We start from the raw sequence: 16,767 nt of genomic DNA on the forward strand, positions 1-16,767 counted from the left end.
TTTCGTGCCAAATCAATGTTTTGGTGAATCCTTGAATTTTAATAGGTGGTTCAAAGCGTTTGAGATTGTTTAAATGAGCTAACGTTTCATTCCACTATATTTATTCTGAAACTCAAAGATTGTTCGCTAACCATATGGCACAAAGCATTCAGAATAGTAAAACCCGTAGCCTATGACTTTGTACTAGTCGTAGCTTTACAGGAAATCTTGAGACAAGCTCATTACATCAAGAGCTGTTTGAGTTGCGCTAGATAAATCTAATGTGCAAGTATTGAGATTTTAAGTCTTAGAAAATAAATGCCGTTTGAAGATCAGATGTCAGGCAGTGTTCTTTTTAGAAACGGCTTTATAAAATCTAAAAATTTATGAATTTTATCCTATCTCTCATGCCTTCACAATTATTTCCTTTTAGGAAAATATTATTTAATTAAAGCATTATTTATTTCTTATTTCTGAACCATATAATACTCGTATTGGCAGAACGATAGGTTCTACAAATTAACAAAGGAGTTTTATATGAAAAAAGTTGCAAATGTTTTTACCGCCCCAGCAAAACATTGGGTAGGAAATGGCTTTCATGTCGCCTCGATGTTTAGTTATAACGATAAAGATAAAAATCTCGATCCATTTCTTTTAATGGATTACAACGAACCCAAATTTTTCCAAGGTGGTCGTCGCGATGATTCTGCATTTGATTTACGTGGTGTCGGTGAACATCCGCACCGAGGTTTTGAAACGGTGACTATTGCTTATCAAGGTGAAGTGTCACATCGGGATTCACATGGCGGTGGTGGTACGATTGGTACGGGTGATGTTCAGTGGATGACTGCTGGTTCTGGCGTGATGCATGAGGAAATGCACTCTGAAAAATTTGCTAAAGAAGGCGGTTTGTTCGAGATGGTACAGCTATGGGTCAATTTGCCGGCAAAAGATAAAATGACAACGCCTAAATATCAAGCAATTAAATCTGAAAATATTCCGGTCGTGGCATTACCGAATAATGCAGGTTCAGTCAGAGTTATCGCTGGTGAATTGCTCGATGTGAAAGGCCCTGCAGATACATTTAGCTCAATTAATATGTGGGATACAACAATGAATGCGAATGCTGCCTATATGTTCAGCGTGCCAGCAAGTCATAATGTGATTATCCTTGTATTAGATGGCACAATCCAAGTGAATGGCAATGCAATTGCTCGACGTGGTGAATTGGTGACCTTTGAGCGTGGTACTGCCGATGTGTTGATTGAATCCAACAATACTGCAAAATTATTGATTCTCACTGGGGAACCTCTCAATGAGCCTGTTGTAGGATATGGCCCATTTGTTATGAATAGTCGAGAAGAAATCCTTCAAGCTATCCACGATGTGCAATCAGGTAAATTTGGAAACTTAACCTAAAATAAAGCCACTCGAGAGAATGGCTTTGAAATTTATAAATGATGTTTTATTACTTTCATTTAGAACGGAATATTGTCATCAAACGCGTCTATTGGTGTCTAAGCTTGTGGTACTGGTGCAGATTATGCAGATGCATAATCACTCCCGATAGCGCAAGCGTCCTCGCTTGTACCATTACAATCTATTGTAATTTCGGAGTTAGCAAAATCCCGAGGCAAGCTAACGAATAAAGATTACAGGAAAATATAGTAATATTTGGTGATAAAGTGATCACCTGTTTAAGTTCTCCATTTTCTTCTAATGATAAAAAAGTGCGGTCACAAAATCGAAAGGATAATGGCAGTTTCAGCCGTGCAGCTAAGCAGCTAGCGATGGCAAATTCTGCTGTAAGCTGTGTGGTGAAAAGGCTAGAAGAAAAATTAAGCGTAAACCTAATCAACCGTACCACAAGGCGTACTACGCGTAGATTCTTCCATGCCGATGGTGTTGCATCTGGTATTTCCCTACTTTCTAATCACATCACCGATAAAACACGCCCTTTCAACGCTATTTATTACAGCGATAAAGCCGTCAATCTTCGCCTACGTGTGTTTTTAGACTTTTTAGTAGAAGAGCTAAGGGGATAATTAAAATTCATAAGCATCGAATTTTAACGTCAATTTGCAAAAATACTTTAAAACCTGACCGCACTTTTCCCCTCTTGTCTTTTCATTCCAAGCCAGATTTTCTAGCCTCCTTTCAAAATCGCCCTCAATCTATCAAGTTGGTTTTGTGTTTTTTCTTGTTTTTGCTCGGTGGTGAGTTTTGGTTTATCACGTTCCCATAGTACATCGTCATTGGGTAACTCAGATAAAAATCGGCTCGGTTCTGGGCGAACTAATTCACCATATTGACGGCGCTCACGGCATAAGGAAAAAGTGAGTTCTTTTTGCGCTCTTGTGATACCCACATAGGCCAAGCGGCGTTCTTCTTCCACGTTGTCTTCATCAATGCTGGTTTGGTGGGGCAAAATGCCTTCTTCCATACCGATCAAATAAACATAAGGAAATTCCAATCCTTTAGATGCGTGTAATGTCATCAGTTGAACTTGATCGCTCTCGTCATCGTCTTCGCCTCGCTCCAACATATCGCGTAATGTCAAACGGGTTACTACTTGATTAAGGTTCATTGGTTCATTGGTTTCATCGCCTTTTAACATATCCGCAACCCAATCAAATAGCGTGGCGACATTCTTACTTTGCATTTCTGCCGCTTTAGGGCTTGTCGCGTATTCGTACAAATATTCTTCATAATGAATCGCGGATAACATAGAACGTACCGCCCGTTCAGGTTCAGAACGTTGAATTTCATCATTAAGTTCTACAATCCAACGGCCAAATTTTTGCAATGAATCATAGGCTTTCGGTGTAATGCGTTGAATAAGTTCAAACTCAAAAATAGCCTCAAACAAACTGATGTGTTTTTCTTGAGCCAACTCTCCAAGTTTTTGTAATGTTGCAGTGCCAATTTCACGTTTCGGTGTATTCACAATACGCAGAAATGCGGCATCATCATCTTGATTTACCACCAAGCGCAAATACGCCATCATATCTTTAATTTCTGCACGGGAGAAAAAAGAAGTACCGCCCGAAATTTTGTAAGGAATACGGTTTTGCATCAGTACTTTTTCGAGTAATCGGGATTGATGATTGCCTCGATACAAAATCGCGTAATCTTTATATTTGGTTTTCCGGCTAAAACGATGGGCGATTAGCTCGGCGACAATCCGCTCGGCTTCGTGTTCTTCATTTTTTGCTTCGATAACAAGCAATTTTTCCCCTTCACCAATGGTTGAAAAGAGTTTCTTATCAAATACGTGCTCATTGTTATCAATCAAAATATTGGCGCAATGCAAAATACGCTGGGTTGAACGGTAGTTTTGCTCTAGCTTAATCACATTCAAACGAGGGAAATCATCACGTAAACGCACCATATTTTCTGGTCGTGCGCCACGCCACGAATAAATAGATTGGTCATCATCGCCCACCACAGTGAAACAAGCACGATCACCCACTAAAAGTTTAATCAGTTCATATTGACTGGTATTGGTATCTTGATATTCATCCACCAACAAATAACGAATTTTTGCCTGCCATTTTGACCGCACCTCTTCATTTTGCTTAAACAACAACGTCGGCAGCATAATCAAATCATCAAAATCAAGGGCATTGTAGGCTCGAATTTGTGTGGCGTAACGCTCATAACATTTTGCGAAAGTTTGATATTTTGCATCACGCGCCAACGCAAACGCCTGTTTTGGCGAAATCAAATCGTTCTTCCAGTTAGAAATCACTGAAATTAACTCACGCAATAAATCCTTATCTTCTTTTAACACATCAGCGGTTAACTCTTTTAACAACGCAAATTGATCATGCTCATCAAACAAGGTCATATTCGATTTAAAGCCAAGCGCTTTATATTCACGTTTAATAATGTCAAAACCGAGCGTATGAAAAGTGGAAACAAGCAAGCCTTTGGATTGTTCTTTGCCAATGGAATGGGCCACTCGCTCTTTCATCTCACGTGCAGCTTTGTTGGTGAAAGTCACTGCAGCAATTTGTTTCGGAGAATAACCGCACTTTTCAATTAAATGGGCAATTTTATTAATGATTACGCGAGTTTTGCCTGAGCCAGCGCCAGCAAGCACAAGACAAGGGCCTGTCACATATTCAACGGCTTGTTGTTGTTGAGGATTGAGTTTCATAAGAATTATTGGGCCCACGCATAGGGCAGTAATACGGTGTCTAATAAAAATGAGAGGGGCAAATCTAAGATTGGTAATCCCCATTGTTGAGCCATTTCAAGATCATAAGCCGCCCCTGCATAGGCGGTATATTTTTCTGTTGGATCGATAAGTTTGACCACGGAACCACAACCAGACAAAACGATAAGTGCGGTTAAAAAAATAAAGGTTTTTATCATCGTGCTTTTAACGCATTGAATACCGGCTCAGGAACTAGCTCAGCGACATCTCCGCCATGCAAATAAATTTCACGCACAATGGTGGAAGAAACAAACGCCCATTTTTCTGCGGGTGGGAAAAACAAACTATCTACGCCTTTTGTGAGTAAATGATTAAGGGCAGCTAATTGAAGTTCATATTCAAAATCTGTTGTCGTGCGTACGCCGCGAATAATGGCGGAAATATTGCGCTGTTTAATTACATTGGCCAATAAATCAGAAAAGCCAAAAACCTCCACATTGGATAAATGCGCAACAGATTGACAAACAAGCTCCACGCGTTCATCCAAAGAAAATAGTGGTTTTTTGCTTGGGCTATTCGCCACCGCCACTAAAACACGAGGAAAAATCACCGCACTTCTTTCAATAATGTCTAAATGACCGTTCGTAATCGGGTCGAAAGTACCGGGGTAAATCACGCTCGTCATACATTGCGCTCCAAATAAGGTTTTAATAAATCTAACAAACGCTGTAATGCCCCTCGGTTTTCCATCAGCACCTCATAGCCAGCATTGCCTAAACGTTCACTCACTTCTTTTGAATTTAATAAGGCTTCTACCGCACGTTCTAAGGCATCTGCGGTTGAATTAACTTCCAACACACCTTGTACCTCCACCAGCATTCGAAATATCTCGGGGAAGTTAAAAGTATGCTTGCCGGTAATCACTGGCATTTTAAACGCAAGAGGTTCAAGCGGATTGTGTCCACCATGTTTCACAAGGCTTCCACCCACAAAAGCAATATCTGAAACACCATACATCAACATCAGTTCGCCCATGCTATCGCCTAAAATCACTTGGGTGTTTTCATTTGGTAACTCACTTGTCGAACGGCGAATAAATTGGAATTTTTCCTTTTTAAGTAAATCAGCCACCACATTAAAACGCTCTGGATGGCGCGGAACGAGCAATAACAATAAATTTGGATATTTTTCCAATAATTGGCGATGTGCTTGTAAGATAATTTTCTCTTCGCCTTCATGGGTACTCGCCGCAACCCAAATCGGACGATTTTTTACCCAAAGTGCTCGTAAAGAATCAATTTTTTCACGTAACTCATCCGTGATGGAGAGATCATATTTAATATTGCCCGTCACCTTCAATTTATCTTTGCGATAACCTAAATCCAAATAACGATTGCTACTAATGTGGTCTTGAGGTGCAATTAAATCAATTTGTGAAAACATATTTTGCAAATGCGGTTTAATTTTTCCATAACGGCGCGCTGAACGAGCAGACAAGCGTGCATTTGCCACCACAAAAGGAATGTCTAGGCGATAAAATTGTTGAATTAAATTTGGCCAAAGTTCGGTTTCAATCACAATACAAAGTTTTGGTTGAACAAAGTCAATAAAACGATTAATGGCGCAAGGTATATCGTAAGGCAAATAACAATGGAAAACGCTATCACCAAAAGCCGCTTTGACACGCTCAGACCCCGTAGGGGTGACTGTAGTGAAAGTAATAGGTAAGTGCGGGTAATTTTGTTGGAGTTTTTGCACAAGTGGCGTAGCAGCAATAACCTCGCCCACTGATGCCGCATGAATAACGATACCACCAGCCTTGGGCGGTGTCAGTGAGGTATAAAAACCATAACGCTCACCAAGCCTTTTTCGGTAATTCGGTGCCTTAAATCCACGTAGCCACATAAAGAGCAGCACCAACGGTTGAATCAGATACATCAAGCTCGTATAAAAAAAACGCCACATAAATGAAATTCGGTTATACTTGAAAAAATTTCGGCTAGTATAGCAAAAAAAGGATTGAAAATATGCCTACAATTAGCGTAGCGATGATTGTAAAAAATGAAGCACAAGACCTCGCCAATTGCTTAGATACCGTAAAAGATTGGGTGGATGAAATTATCATTCTAGATTCTGGCAGCACAGATAACACTAAAGAAATTGCGCTTAATTATGGGGCGAAATTCTATGAAAATAGCCAGTGGCCGGGCTTTGGTAAACAACGCCAATTAGCCCAACAATATGTAACCAGTGATTATGTACTTTGGCTAGATGCAGATGAACGCGTTACGTCCAAGCTACAAAAGGCTATCTTAAGTGCAGTTAAAAATGATCGAGAAAATACCGTTTATGAAATTCCACGAGTGAGTGAAGTATTTGGACGTGAAATTCGTCATTCAGGCTGGTATCCTGATTATGTGGTTCGTCTCTATCGAACAAATTATGCGCAACATAACGACTCACTTGTACATGAAAAAGTGGAATTTCCTGCTGGGACAAAAGTAGAAAAATTGACAGGTGATTTAGAGCATTTCACTTATAAAAGCATTCATCATTATCTAGTGAAATCCGCGGGTTATGCAAAAGCCTGGGCAGACCAAGGACAAGCTAAGGGAAAAAAAGCGACACTTTGGCAAGGAATCACTCACGCACTCGGTTGTTTTGTGAAGATGTATTTGTTAAAAGCGGGTTTTTTAGATGGTAAACAAGGATTTTTATTAGCAGTGTTATCAGCGCATTCAACCTTTGTAAAATACGCCGATTTATGGGAGCGAGATCAACATAAACACTAGCGCGTTTTGCAAGGACAATTATTTAAATGATCGTCCACTAACCCCATAGACTGCATAAAAGCATAGCACGTGGTTTCGCCAACAAAGACGAAACCACGTTTTTTTAAGGCTTTAGAAAGTACTTTCGATGCTTCTGTTTTAGCTGGCACAGATCGCAAATCAGGCACATCATTGACAATCGGTTTATAATTCACAAATGACCAAATAAAATCACTGAAATTTTCACCGCACTTTTCCATCTCTAAATAAGCTTTCGCATTTTTGACAATGGCCTCTAACTTGGCTCGATGGCGAATTAATCCTGTATTTTGCATGTAAGCATCAATATCAAGTGCGGTCATTTTTGCGATTTTTTTCGGATCAAATTGATGAAAGGCTACACGGTAAGATTCACGTTTTTTCAAAACCGTAATCCACGAAAGCCCCGCTTGCTGCCCTTCCAAACAAATTTTTTCAAATAGCTTTTGGCTGTCGAATTCAGGCTTACCCCATTCATTGTCATGATAATCAATATAAATAAGTTGTTCACCAACCCAAGGGCATCGAGTACTCATAACATCGCCTTTTTAAGCTGTTCATAAACCACCACAAAATCTGGCATTACACCTCGCCATAAATGAAAAGAATGTGTAGCTTGTGCGACCAACATTCCAAAGCCATCGCTAACGTTGGTTAAACCTAAACTTTTGCATAATGCAATAAATGGCGTGTCTACGCCTTTGGCATATTGCATATCGTAAAAAGCTGAGCCTAATTTTAAAATTTCAGTATCAACTGGAGCCGTTCCACCACTTAATCCAGCTGAAGTTGCATTAATCACTACATCATAAGTTTGTAGTGGAATAGAATCCATTGAGGCGGCTTGAATATCGCCATAAGGCTGAAATCTTTCAGCTAATTCTTTGACTTTCGAAAAAGTGCGGTTAGCAAGAACAATATTTTGTTGAGCTTGTAAAAGTGGCAATAATACGCCTTTTGTTGCTCCGCCTGCTCCCAGAATTAATACGCGCTGATTTGGATGAAGCCAATTTAAACGTTGTAAATCCGTCACCAAACCAATCCCATCAGTGTTATCCGCATAAAGTTTTCCATCATCGAGTTTTTTTAGCGTATTGCAGGCTTCCGCCAATTTTGCTCGTTGGCTATATTCGTCTGCCAGCTGGTAGGCTCGTTCTTTAAAAGGCGAAGTAATATTGCAACCTTTCGCCCCCTCCTCAAAAAATGCCAAAAGCTGTTGTTCAAAAGCATCAAGATCGCCTAATTTTGCGATGTACTCTATGGTTTGATGCGTTTGCTCTGCTAACTTACTTTGAATTAACGGGGATTTACTTTGCGCAATCGGATTACCCCACACAGCATAAAGATCCATAAATTATCCCTGTCTAAAAAGTTGATTTGTGCGCAAGTCTCGAATTTCGGATGGATTGAGTGCGCCGCCCACAGTTTCATCTAATACAGGAAAATCAGCACCGAATTGTAACCGCACTTCATCAGCGATGCGGCAAGGTGGCTCACTAGTCAGATTTGCGCTAGTCGAAGTTAATGCAAACCCTGTGATTTCACACAAAGCTTTCACAGATGGGTGATCGCACAAACGTACCGCAATGCTATCAAATTTGCCTGTGAGAAAATGCGGGATTGTTGATTTTGCTGGCACAATCCAAGTTGTTGGGCGTTCATATTTGCCTTGCAGGCGAGAAAGCTGTTCATCGTTAATCAGCTCAAAATCAACAAAAGGACGGAAAAAATCCAAGCTAGGCGCCACTAAAATTAACCCTTTTTCTACTGGACGTTGCTTTAAATCAAGTAATTTTTTTACCGCACTTTCACTTTGCGGATTACAGCCCAAACCAAATACAGCTTCAGTGGGATAAGCGACCACTTGATTTTGTCGAAGGGCCTCGGCAATTTGTTCTCTATTCATTTAACTCTTTTACTTTTATTGCTCAAAAATATGACGGCAAGTTTTATTTGCACACTGGAAGACTTGTTTCTCTCCATTTTTCTCTACATTGTCGCTTTTTAACAAGGAAAGTGGAAAATGGCAGGTTGGGCAAGGCACGGTATAAGGTTTGGTAGGCAAAGAAAATTTACATTTAGGGAAATTATCGCAACCGTAAAAAATTTTTCCTTGACGACCACGACGAGAAATCAAATGCCCCGTTTTACATTCAGGACAAGCCATTTTTTCCTCAGATTCAGATTCTTCCCGCACCACAAAATCGCATTCAGGATAATGGCTACAACCAATAAACATCCCAAAACTGCCTTGTTTCAACTGCAATAAATTACCGCACTTCGGGCAAATTTCATCAAGTGTTTTTAATACTTTATGTTCCGCCCGTTGCAAAGGCCGCAAATAATCACATTCAGGATAAGCAGAGCAACCTAAAAACAGCCCTTTTTTGCCTTGTTTAATTTGCAAAGGCGCACCACATTGAGGACAAAGCTCTTCATGCTTTATGCGTTGAAAAAGTGTTTCTACCATAAACTGATCACTTTATTTACCAATATGATTGATTCTACAAGCTTCGGTTTTCTCGTCAATATTCAATAAAATAAAAGCGGGATATTTTACAATATCCCGCTCACACGCAATTACAGTCCTAGATTACCAATAAGCACGTAAACCTACAACAGTTTTGTAATCATGTGCTTTGCTAGTTTCTACACCATTTTCTTGAGTTTTGGTTCGTGTTGCTTGCCATTCAACAAATGGTTTAACCTTAATAGAACCTTGTTTATATACGTAGTACTCTGTTCCCACCATAAATTGATTTTTAGTTTTTTCTGTACGAGAACCAGTATGATCCTTATCTGTTTTATATGCATACATCGCATATACATTTAAATCATTATTATAGGTCCATGGGTTATTGAATTTTTGAAGAACAATTGTACGAATTTCATTCTTGGTATTTTTGTTATCATAACCACCTTTATGGTTAGTAACTTGACGTTCAAGATCAATACCATAAGTTGTATTTACAAATGTGTAAGATGCACCTAAAGAATAAGCATTTGTTGCAAATGAATTATTAGCGTTTGTATTCGCAGAAATTTCACGCGTAAAGCCTGCACCAAAACTTACACTTTGAATATCATTAATTTTGTGCTCGTAAATAGAACCTACACCCCAAACATTTTTACGAGGATTTTTTAAATCTAGATTAGTATCACCACGTTTGCTAGCACCACCGTAGTAAATACCTGCTCTTACTTTATCACCATTTTCATATTCTGAAGTATAAGTATATTGAGTTGCACGACGAGCAGCGCTATCTAATAAACCATCAGATAAGCTATAAGTATTAGCTAAATCTGTACGTTTTACTTCATCAGTGATAGTTGGCATATTACCATAAGTTAATTCACTAAATTGTTTCTCCGTATGCTTATAACCAAAACCTGCATAAAGGATACGCGTATACAGATGATCAAAATCATGTTGAGAATCAGCTTCTCCACGTAAACGCCACTCAACACGACCTAAAGCATAGAAATCATCAGTTAATTTTTGTTTCACTTTGAAACCAAAACGTGAACCATTATTAGAAACAGCATGATTAATATGATCTTTTTTCTGACTAGGTGTACTACCATAAGTATCTGTGGTATTAGAGGTACTTTCCCATTTCACACGTAAAGAGCCATTGAAATCAATATCAGTACCAGTTTCTTGAATTTGGAATTTGTAAGCTTGTGCAGAACTTGCAGCCAATGCCGCTACTGTTAAAGCGAGAAATGTTTTTTTCATCATTTGCTTTCCTTTTTATTAAACGTTAAGAAATAAATATATTTAAAATATATTGAACTTTTTCAAGTTTACTCACCACATTAGAAATAATCAAGCAAATTTGTAAATTCACGATCAAATTATCACGTAAAACATATATATAAAAAAGCCATTAAAATACAACTTTTCATCTGTCTCATATCGACTGCTTAGATTTCTTTCGTTATAATTGAGCGTCCTATTTTATTTAACAAACGTGTTCGGTGTGGATTTTTACCGAGTGCAAATTAATTGAGGTAACAAATGTCATTAAATATTGAAACAACTCAAGGTTTAGAACGCCGTGTAGCGATCACCGTTCCAGCTGAAACTGTATCTAAAGCAGTTCGTGAAGAATTTAAACGTGCATCAAAAAATGTGCGTGTAGATGGTTTCCGTAAAGGCCATGTTCCTGCTCATATTATCGAACAACGTTTCGGTGCATCAATCCGTCAAGATGTATTAAACGATTTATTACCACGTCATTTTTTTGATGCCGTGATTGCAGAAAAGATTAATATTGCAGGTCGTCCAACTTTTGGTATTGAAACTTTTGAAGAAGGTAAAGATCTAGTTTTCACCGCAACTTTTGAAGTTTATCCAGAAGTTAAATTACAAGGTTTAGAGAATATTAAAGTTGAAAAACCAACTGTTGAAATCACAGAAGCTGATATTGACAAAATGGTTGATGTGTTACGTAAACAACAAGCAACTTGGGCAGAAACCAACTCTGCAGCAAAAGCAGATGATCGCGTAACTATTGATTTTGTTGGTTCTGTAGATGGCGAAGAGTTTGAAGGTGGTAAAGCATCTGACTTCGTATTATTTATGGGACAAGGTCGTATGATTCCTGGTTTTGAAGATGGTATCGTAGGCCATAAAACAGGTGAGCAATTTGATATTAATGTAACTTTCCCTGCTGAATACCATGCAGAAAACTTAAAAGGTAAAGCGGCAAAATTTGCAATTACCTTGAAAAAAGTAGAAAACATGGTGTTACCTGAGTTAACAGATGAGTTTGTTGCTAAGTTTGGTCCGAATACTAAATCTGTTGCGGATTTACGTGTAGAAATTCGTAAGAATATGGAACGTGAATTGAAAAATGCATTAGTTTCACGCGTTAAACAACAAGTAATCAATGGGTTAATTGAACAAAATCCAATTGAAGTTCCAGCTTCTGCTGTAGAAGAAGAAATTAATGTATTACGCAATCAAGCGGCTCAACGTTTTGGTGGCAATGCACAACAAGCTGCACAGTTACCACGTGAATTATTTGAAGCGGAAGCAACTCGTCGTGTTCAAGTAGGTTTATTATTCTCTGAGGTGATTAAATCTAATGAATTAAAAGCTGATGAAGAACGCGCTAAAGCCATGATTGCAGATATTGCATCAGCTTATGAGCAACCAGCTGAGGTTGTTGAATACTATAGTAAAAACGAAGAGTTAATGAACAATATTCGTAACGTAGTATTAGAAGAACAAGCGGTGGATGCAGTACTTGCTAAAGCACAAGTTACTGAAAAAGTTTCTTCATTTGATGAAATTATGAATCCACAGGCATAATGATGAATTAATATCGTTATGATTGAATAAAAGTGCGGTCGCTCTCTTTCACAAAAGCGACCGCATTTTTATTTGTAGGTTATTTAGAGTAAAATAATCAGCAATTTTAGAGAAAAAGGTAAGAAAATGAGTGTAATTCCTATGGTTGTTGAACAGACTTCGCGTGGCGAACGTTCATACGACATTTATTCCCGTTTATTAAAAGAGCGTGTGATCTTCCTTAGTGGTGAAGTGGAAGATCGCATGGCAAATCTCATTGTAGCTCAGCTGCTTTTTTTAGAGTCTGAAGATCCAACTAAAGATATCAATATCTATATCAACTCTCCCGGTGGTTCTGTGACTGCAGGTATGGCTATTTACGACACAATGCAATTTATTAAGCCAGATATTCGTACACTTTGTATCGGTCAGGCATGCTCAATGGGCGCATTCTTGCTTGCTGGCGGAACCGCAGGAAAACGAGCTGCGTTACCAAATGCGCGTGTGATGATTCACCAACCGTTGGGCGGTTTCCGTGGTCAAGCATCGGATATTCAAATTCATGCACAAGAAATTTTGAAAATTAAACACACCTTAAACGATCGTCTAGCATTCCATACTGGGCAAAGTATCGAACGAATTGAGAAAGATACAGATCGCGATAACTTTATGTCAGCTGAAGAAGCAAAAGCGTATGGTTTAGTTGATGAAGTTTTAATTAAACGTTAAGGAAACACATGTCAGACAAAGATAAAGATTTACATTGCTCTTTTTGCGGAAAAGAAAAAGGCGAAGTAGATAAATTAATTGCTGGTACAGACGGCTATATTTGTAATGAGTGTATTGAACTTTGTCATTCAATGCTTGAAGAAAGTAATGATGAAAGTGTAGACGAAAGTGCGGCAGACAATGAGGAGAAATTACCTACTCCTCACGAAATTCGTGCTCATCTAGATGATTATGTTATTGGCCAAGATTATGCGAAAAAAGTGCTTTCTGTCGCAGTTTACAATCATTATAAACGCTTACGAACTAATTATGAAAATAACGATGTTGAGCTCGGTAAAAGTAATATCTTGCTTATTGGACCAACGGGTAGTGGTAAAACATTGCTTGCTCAAACATTAGCTCGTCGCTTAAATGTGCCGTTTGCGATGGCTGACGCGACAACATTGACTGAGGCTGGCTACGTCGGTGAAGATGTAGAAAATGTCCTACAAAAGCTTTTACAAAACTGTGAGTATAATACTGAAAAAGCGGAGCAAGGCATTATCTATATTGATGAAATTGATAAAATTAGCCGTAAATCGGAAGGTGCATCAATTACTCGAGATGTATCTGGCGAAGGTGTACAACAAGCATTGTTAAAACTCATTGAAGGTACTGTAGCGTCTATTCCACCTCAAGGCGGGCGTAAACATCCGCAGCAAGAAATGGTGAAATTGGATACGTCAAAAATTCTCTTTATCTGCGGCGGCGCATTTGCGGGATTAGATAAAATTATCAGTAAACGTACACAAACAAGTACAAGTATCGGTTTTAGTGCGAAAGTAGAAAAGGATGAAGAAGAAAAGTCTCTTTCTGAATTATTCCGTCAAGTAGAACCAGATGATTTAATGAAGTTTGGTTTGATTCCGGAATTTATTGGGCGTTTACCCATGATTTCTCCACTAAGTGAATTAGATGAAGAAGCTCTTGTGCAAATTCTTACACAGCCTAAAAATGCCTTAACTAAACAATATCAAGCTTTATTTGGACTTGAAAATGTGGAGTTAGAATTCACTCCAGAAGCTTTAAAAGCAATGGCGAAGAAAGCACTTGAAAGAAAAACAGGCGCGCGTGGGTTACGTTCTATTGTCGAGGCTGTATTGCTTGATACGATGTATGATTTACCATCTATCGAAAATTTACGTAAAGTAGTCGTGGATGAAAGTACCATTGTAGATAATACTGCTCCAAAATTAGAATATCATTCTTAATAGAAAAGTGCGGTTGTTTTTCCTTATGTTTTCTATTTTGCTTGATGATTTTCAATAGGCAAGGCGAAAAGAAAATGCTACAATCGCACGTCCTTATAACTTTATTCTTATTTTCCTAAGTAAATAACGGATTCAATTTATGGCAACTGAAATTGTTGATAAAAAGAAAAATGCACCAGAGACGGTGGTAGAAGGTAAATCTAAAGGATTAAATACCCTTCTTTGGATTTTAGTCGCAGTCTTTTTTACGGCAGCTGCAATTGGTAATGTTTATTTCCAAAAAGTATATTCATTACCTATTCGTGTAGTGGGTGTAGTCATTGCGTTAGTGATTGCTTTTGCATTTGCAGCAATTACTAATCAAGGTACAAAAGCTCGTACATTCTTTAAAGATTCAAAAATAGAAGCGCAAAAAGTGGTATGGCCAAGTCGCCAAGAAGCGCGTCAAACTACATTAATCGTAATTGGGGTAACAATCATTGCATCCTTATTTTTCTGGGCGACAGATTCGATTATTGTCACAGTAATTAATTTCTTAACTGATTTGAGATTCTAAAATGACTGAAGAAACAACTGTATCAAAAAAACGTTGGTATGTATTACAGGCGTTTTCTGGTTTTGAAAGCCGAGTGGCTTTAACTTTGCGTGAATACATTAAACAGCAACAAATGGAAGACCAATTTGGTGAAGTGTTAGTTCCAACTGAAGAAGTCGTTGAGAATGTTGCAGGTAAACGTCGTAAAAGCGAACGTAAATTTTTCCCAGGCTATGTCCTTGTTGAAATGGAAATGAATGATGATACTTGGCACTTAGTAAAAAGTGTGCCCCGTGTCATGGGATTCATTGGCGGTACACCTGATAAACCTGCGCCAATTTCTAAACGTGAAGCAGATGCTATTCTAAATCGATTAGAACAAAGCTCAGATAAACCACGCCATCGTAATGAGTATCACCCTGGTGAAGAAGTTCGAGTCACTGAAGGTCCATTCGCAGACTTTAACGGAACAGTAGAAGAAGTAGATTATGAAAAAGGTCGCTTAAAAGTCTCAGTATCTATCTTTGGTCGCGCAACACCTGTTGAACTTGAATTTAGTCAAGTAGAAAAAATACATTAATTACATATAAAAAAACCCCTGCTAATTAAGCGGGGTTTTTCTTCATATCTGATAAAACTAACATAAAACTAATTTTGTTTTCTTATCGTGTAAATAATCGGTAATACTATTAGGGACCTTATCTGTAAACAAATATTCTACATCACTTAATTCGCCCAATCGAACAATCGCTTGGCGAGTAAATTTAGAGTGATCGGTCACCAATAAGGTCTGACGTGAACTTTCAATAATCGCTCGCTTGACTTGTACTTCATGGTAATCATAATCCAATAATGAACCATCAGCATCGATCGCACTAATCCCTAAAATCCCGAAATCTAGGCGAAATTGAGAAATAAAATTCACTGTAGCTTCACCGATAATTCCACCATCCATTCGTAACGAACCGCCCGCCATGACAATATCAAAACTTTCATTTTGGCGTAAAAGATGAGCGGCATTTAGATTGTTCGTCACAATTCGGAGTTTTTCATGGCCAAGCAATGCATTAGCAACAGCCTCAGGCGTGGTACCAATATCAATAAACAAAGATGCACCGTTAGGAATCAACTTTGCAACTTCCTGTGCAATATTATTTTTTTGTAATGAAAAGAATTGCTTACGATCCACGTAATCAGAATTTTCTGCAGAAGATGGCGATGCCGCACCACCGTGATGGCGACGAATTAAATCTAACTCTGCCAAAATATTCAAATCACGGCGAATCGTTTGAGGGCTAACATCTAAGGCAGCAACCAGTTCTTCCGTGCTTAAATAGCCGGATTGTTCCACCAGTTTAATAATTTGTTGATGCCGTAACGACTGCTTCATAGAGAATCCTTTATCCAAATTGAACACACCTACTGTAGCGAATTTTTACGTAATTTGCTATCGATAAATCCCCAAATCAAGCCGACAATCAAGCCTGAAATATGCGCTGCATTTCCCATTTCAACACCAAATAAGGGGCTAATAAAACCTAATGCGATCCCCACCAATAACATGGTGAAAAAACCTTCTGGCAGATCAAATAAATGATGATTCAATTTATCACGTATAAATACATAACCTAGAACCGCATAGACAACACCAGAAAGTCCAAAGAAAGCGGGGCCCGACACATAATTTTGCACATACCCTGTTATGGCAGATGCTACAACATACAACATCAATAATTTAACCGAGCCAAAAGTGCGCTCAATCATTCCACCAAAAATAAAAAACCAAGACAAATTAAACAAAATATGCAAATTAGATAAATGTACCAATGTATGTGAGATATAACGCCAAGCTTCGCTATCTTGCTCTTCGTAAGCGGGGTAATGCATCAAATACATAATATCGTCTTCAAAACCCAGCTGTTGGGCAATATAAATAAGTGCACAAAGTGCGGTGAGAATTAGCGTGATTTTTCCTTGTTGAGCTAAAAAGTTTTTCATTCGTG

19 protein-coding genes are annotated in these 16,767 nt (G+C 38.5%); 8 read left to right on the top strand and 11 right to left on the bottom strand.

Features of this window, described 5'->3' with window-relative positions; all coding sequences use genetic code 11:
- The first annotated feature begins 516 nt into the window (after window positions 1-516).
- The gene (locus tag C3V42_RS03795; RefSeq protein ID WP_106013711.1) at window positions 517-1,398 is read left to right on the top strand and encodes a pirin family protein; all 882 of its coding nucleotides are present in this window, start codon (window positions 517-519) and stop codon (window positions 1,396-1,398) included.
- A 266-nt stretch (window positions 1,399-1,664) separates the two neighbouring features.
- Window positions 1,665-2,024, top strand: a complete 360-nt coding sequence (locus C3V42_RS03800; protein WP_276308128.1) for a LysR family transcriptional regulator — start codon at window positions 1,665-1,667, stop codon at window positions 2,022-2,024.
- Window positions 2,025-2,125: 101 nt separating this feature from the next.
- Here the strand turns inward: C3V42_RS03800 and rep are convergent, their stop codons facing one another.
- Genes rep through waaA form a run of 4 tightly spaced genes read right to left on the bottom strand, consistent with a single transcriptional unit; the run spans window position 2,126 to window position 6,106 of the window.
- Window positions 2,126-4,225, bottom strand: a complete 2,100-nt coding sequence (gene rep, locus C3V42_RS03805) for a DNA helicase Rep (protein ID WP_240610364.1) — start codon at window positions 4,223-4,225, stop codon at window positions 2,126-2,128.
- Window positions 4,147-4,359, bottom strand: coding sequence for a YceK/YidQ family lipoprotein (locus C3V42_RS03810; RefSeq protein WP_005629976.1), 213 nt, complete (start codon window positions 4,357-4,359; stop codon window positions 4,147-4,149). Before C3V42_RS03810 ends, rep begins: the two co-directional genes overlap by 79 nt.
- On the bottom strand, window positions 4,356-4,826 hold the full coding sequence (coaD, locus tag C3V42_RS03815) for a pantetheine-phosphate adenylyltransferase (RefSeq protein WP_106013715.1): 471 nt from the start codon (window positions 4,824-4,826) through the stop codon (window positions 4,356-4,358). Before coaD ends, C3V42_RS03810 begins: the two co-directional genes overlap by 4 nt.
- Window positions 4,823-6,106, bottom strand: a complete 1,284-nt coding sequence (waaA, locus tag C3V42_RS03820) for a lipid IV(A) 3-deoxy-D-manno-octulosonic acid transferase (RefSeq protein ID WP_106013717.1) — start codon at window positions 6,104-6,106, stop codon at window positions 4,823-4,825. Before waaA ends, coaD begins: the two co-directional genes overlap by 4 nt.
- A 62-nt stretch (window positions 6,107-6,168) precedes the next feature.
- On the opposite strand from waaA, the gene C3V42_RS03825 reads away from it, so the two are divergent.
- Entirely contained in the window at window positions 6,169-6,933 is a 765-nt protein-coding gene (locus C3V42_RS03825) for a glycosyltransferase family 2 protein (protein ID WP_106013719.1), read from the top strand.
- On the opposite strand, the gene C3V42_RS03830 is transcribed toward C3V42_RS03825, so the two are convergent.
- The 5 genes from C3V42_RS03830 to C3V42_RS03850 form a co-directional block, all read right to left on the bottom strand.
- Entirely contained in the window at window positions 6,930-7,487 is a 558-nt protein-coding gene (locus C3V42_RS03830; RefSeq protein WP_106013721.1) for a DNA-3-methyladenine glycosylase I, read from the bottom strand. The genes C3V42_RS03825 and C3V42_RS03830 overlap by 4 nt on opposite strands.
- Window positions 7,484-8,302, bottom strand: coding sequence for a shikimate dehydrogenase (gene aroE, locus C3V42_RS03835; protein WP_106013723.1), 819 nt, complete (start codon window positions 8,300-8,302; stop codon window positions 7,484-7,486). The genes C3V42_RS03830 and aroE overlap by 4 nt, the downstream gene beginning before the upstream one ends.
- Window positions 8,303-8,305: 3 nt before the next feature.
- Window positions 8,306-8,857 carry a Sua5/YciO/YrdC/YwlC family protein gene (locus tag C3V42_RS03840; protein ID WP_106013725.1) on the bottom strand — a complete coding sequence of 184 codons (552 nt, stop codon included), beginning with the start codon at window positions 8,855-8,857 and terminating at the stop codon, window positions 8,306-8,308.
- 15 nt (window positions 8,858-8,872) lie between these two features.
- On the bottom strand, window positions 8,873-9,421 hold the full coding sequence (locus C3V42_RS03845; RefSeq protein WP_106013727.1) for a type I DNA topoisomerase: 549 nt from the start codon (window positions 9,419-9,421) through the stop codon (window positions 8,873-8,875).
- Between the two features lie 123 nt (window positions 9,422-9,544).
- A complete protein-coding gene (locus C3V42_RS03850; RefSeq protein WP_106014308.1) occupies window positions 9,545-10,690 on the bottom strand; it encodes a porin in 1,146 nt (381 codons plus the stop codon).
- Between the two features lie 282 nt (window positions 10,691-10,972).
- Between C3V42_RS03850 and tig the strand changes: the two genes are divergently transcribed.
- The 5 genes from tig (at window position 10,973) to nusG (ending at window position 15,344) form a co-directional block, all read left to right on the top strand.
- Window positions 10,973-12,271, top strand: a complete 1,299-nt coding sequence (gene tig / locus C3V42_RS03855; RefSeq protein WP_106013729.1) for a trigger factor — start codon at window positions 10,973-10,975, stop codon at window positions 12,269-12,271.
- Window positions 12,272-12,397: 126 nt separating this feature from the next.
- On the top strand, window positions 12,398-12,979 hold the full coding sequence (clpP, locus tag C3V42_RS03860) for an ATP-dependent Clp endopeptidase proteolytic subunit ClpP (RefSeq protein WP_005639290.1): 582 nt from the start codon (window positions 12,398-12,400) through the stop codon (window positions 12,977-12,979).
- Window positions 12,980-12,987: 8 nt separating this feature from the next.
- Window positions 12,988-14,229, top strand: a complete 1,242-nt coding sequence (gene clpX / locus C3V42_RS03865) for an ATP-dependent protease ATP-binding subunit ClpX (RefSeq protein ID WP_106013731.1) — start codon at window positions 12,988-12,990, stop codon at window positions 14,227-14,229.
- Between the two features lie 139 nt (window positions 14,230-14,368).
- On the top strand, window positions 14,369-14,785 hold the full coding sequence (gene secE, locus C3V42_RS03870) for a preprotein translocase subunit SecE (RefSeq protein WP_106013733.1): 417 nt from the start codon (window positions 14,369-14,371) through the stop codon (window positions 14,783-14,785).
- Window position 14,786: 1 nt separating this feature from the next.
- Window positions 14,787-15,344, top strand: a complete 558-nt coding sequence (nusG, locus tag C3V42_RS03875; protein WP_048953309.1) for a transcription termination/antitermination protein NusG — start codon at window positions 14,787-14,789, stop codon at window positions 15,342-15,344.
- A 57-nt stretch (window positions 15,345-15,401) separates the two neighbouring features.
- On the opposite strand, the gene C3V42_RS03880 is transcribed toward nusG, so the two are convergent.
- Window positions 15,402-16,154, bottom strand: a complete 753-nt coding sequence (locus C3V42_RS03880; protein ID WP_106013735.1) for a DeoR/GlpR family transcriptional regulator — start codon at window positions 16,152-16,154, stop codon at window positions 15,402-15,404.
- 29 nt (window positions 16,155-16,183) lie between these two features.
- Window positions 16,184-16,762 carry a rhomboid family intramembrane serine protease gene (locus tag C3V42_RS03885; protein ID WP_106013737.1) on the bottom strand — a complete coding sequence of 193 codons (579 nt, stop codon included), beginning with the start codon at window positions 16,760-16,762 and terminating at the stop codon, window positions 16,184-16,186.
- Between the last annotated feature and the right edge of the window lie 5 nt (window positions 16,763-16,767).

The sequence above is a fragment of the Haemophilus sp. oral taxon 036 genome (assembly GCF_002998595.1).
GTDB classification, from domain to species: domain Bacteria; phylum Pseudomonadota; class Gammaproteobacteria; order Enterobacterales; family Pasteurellaceae; genus Haemophilus; species Haemophilus haemolyticus_K.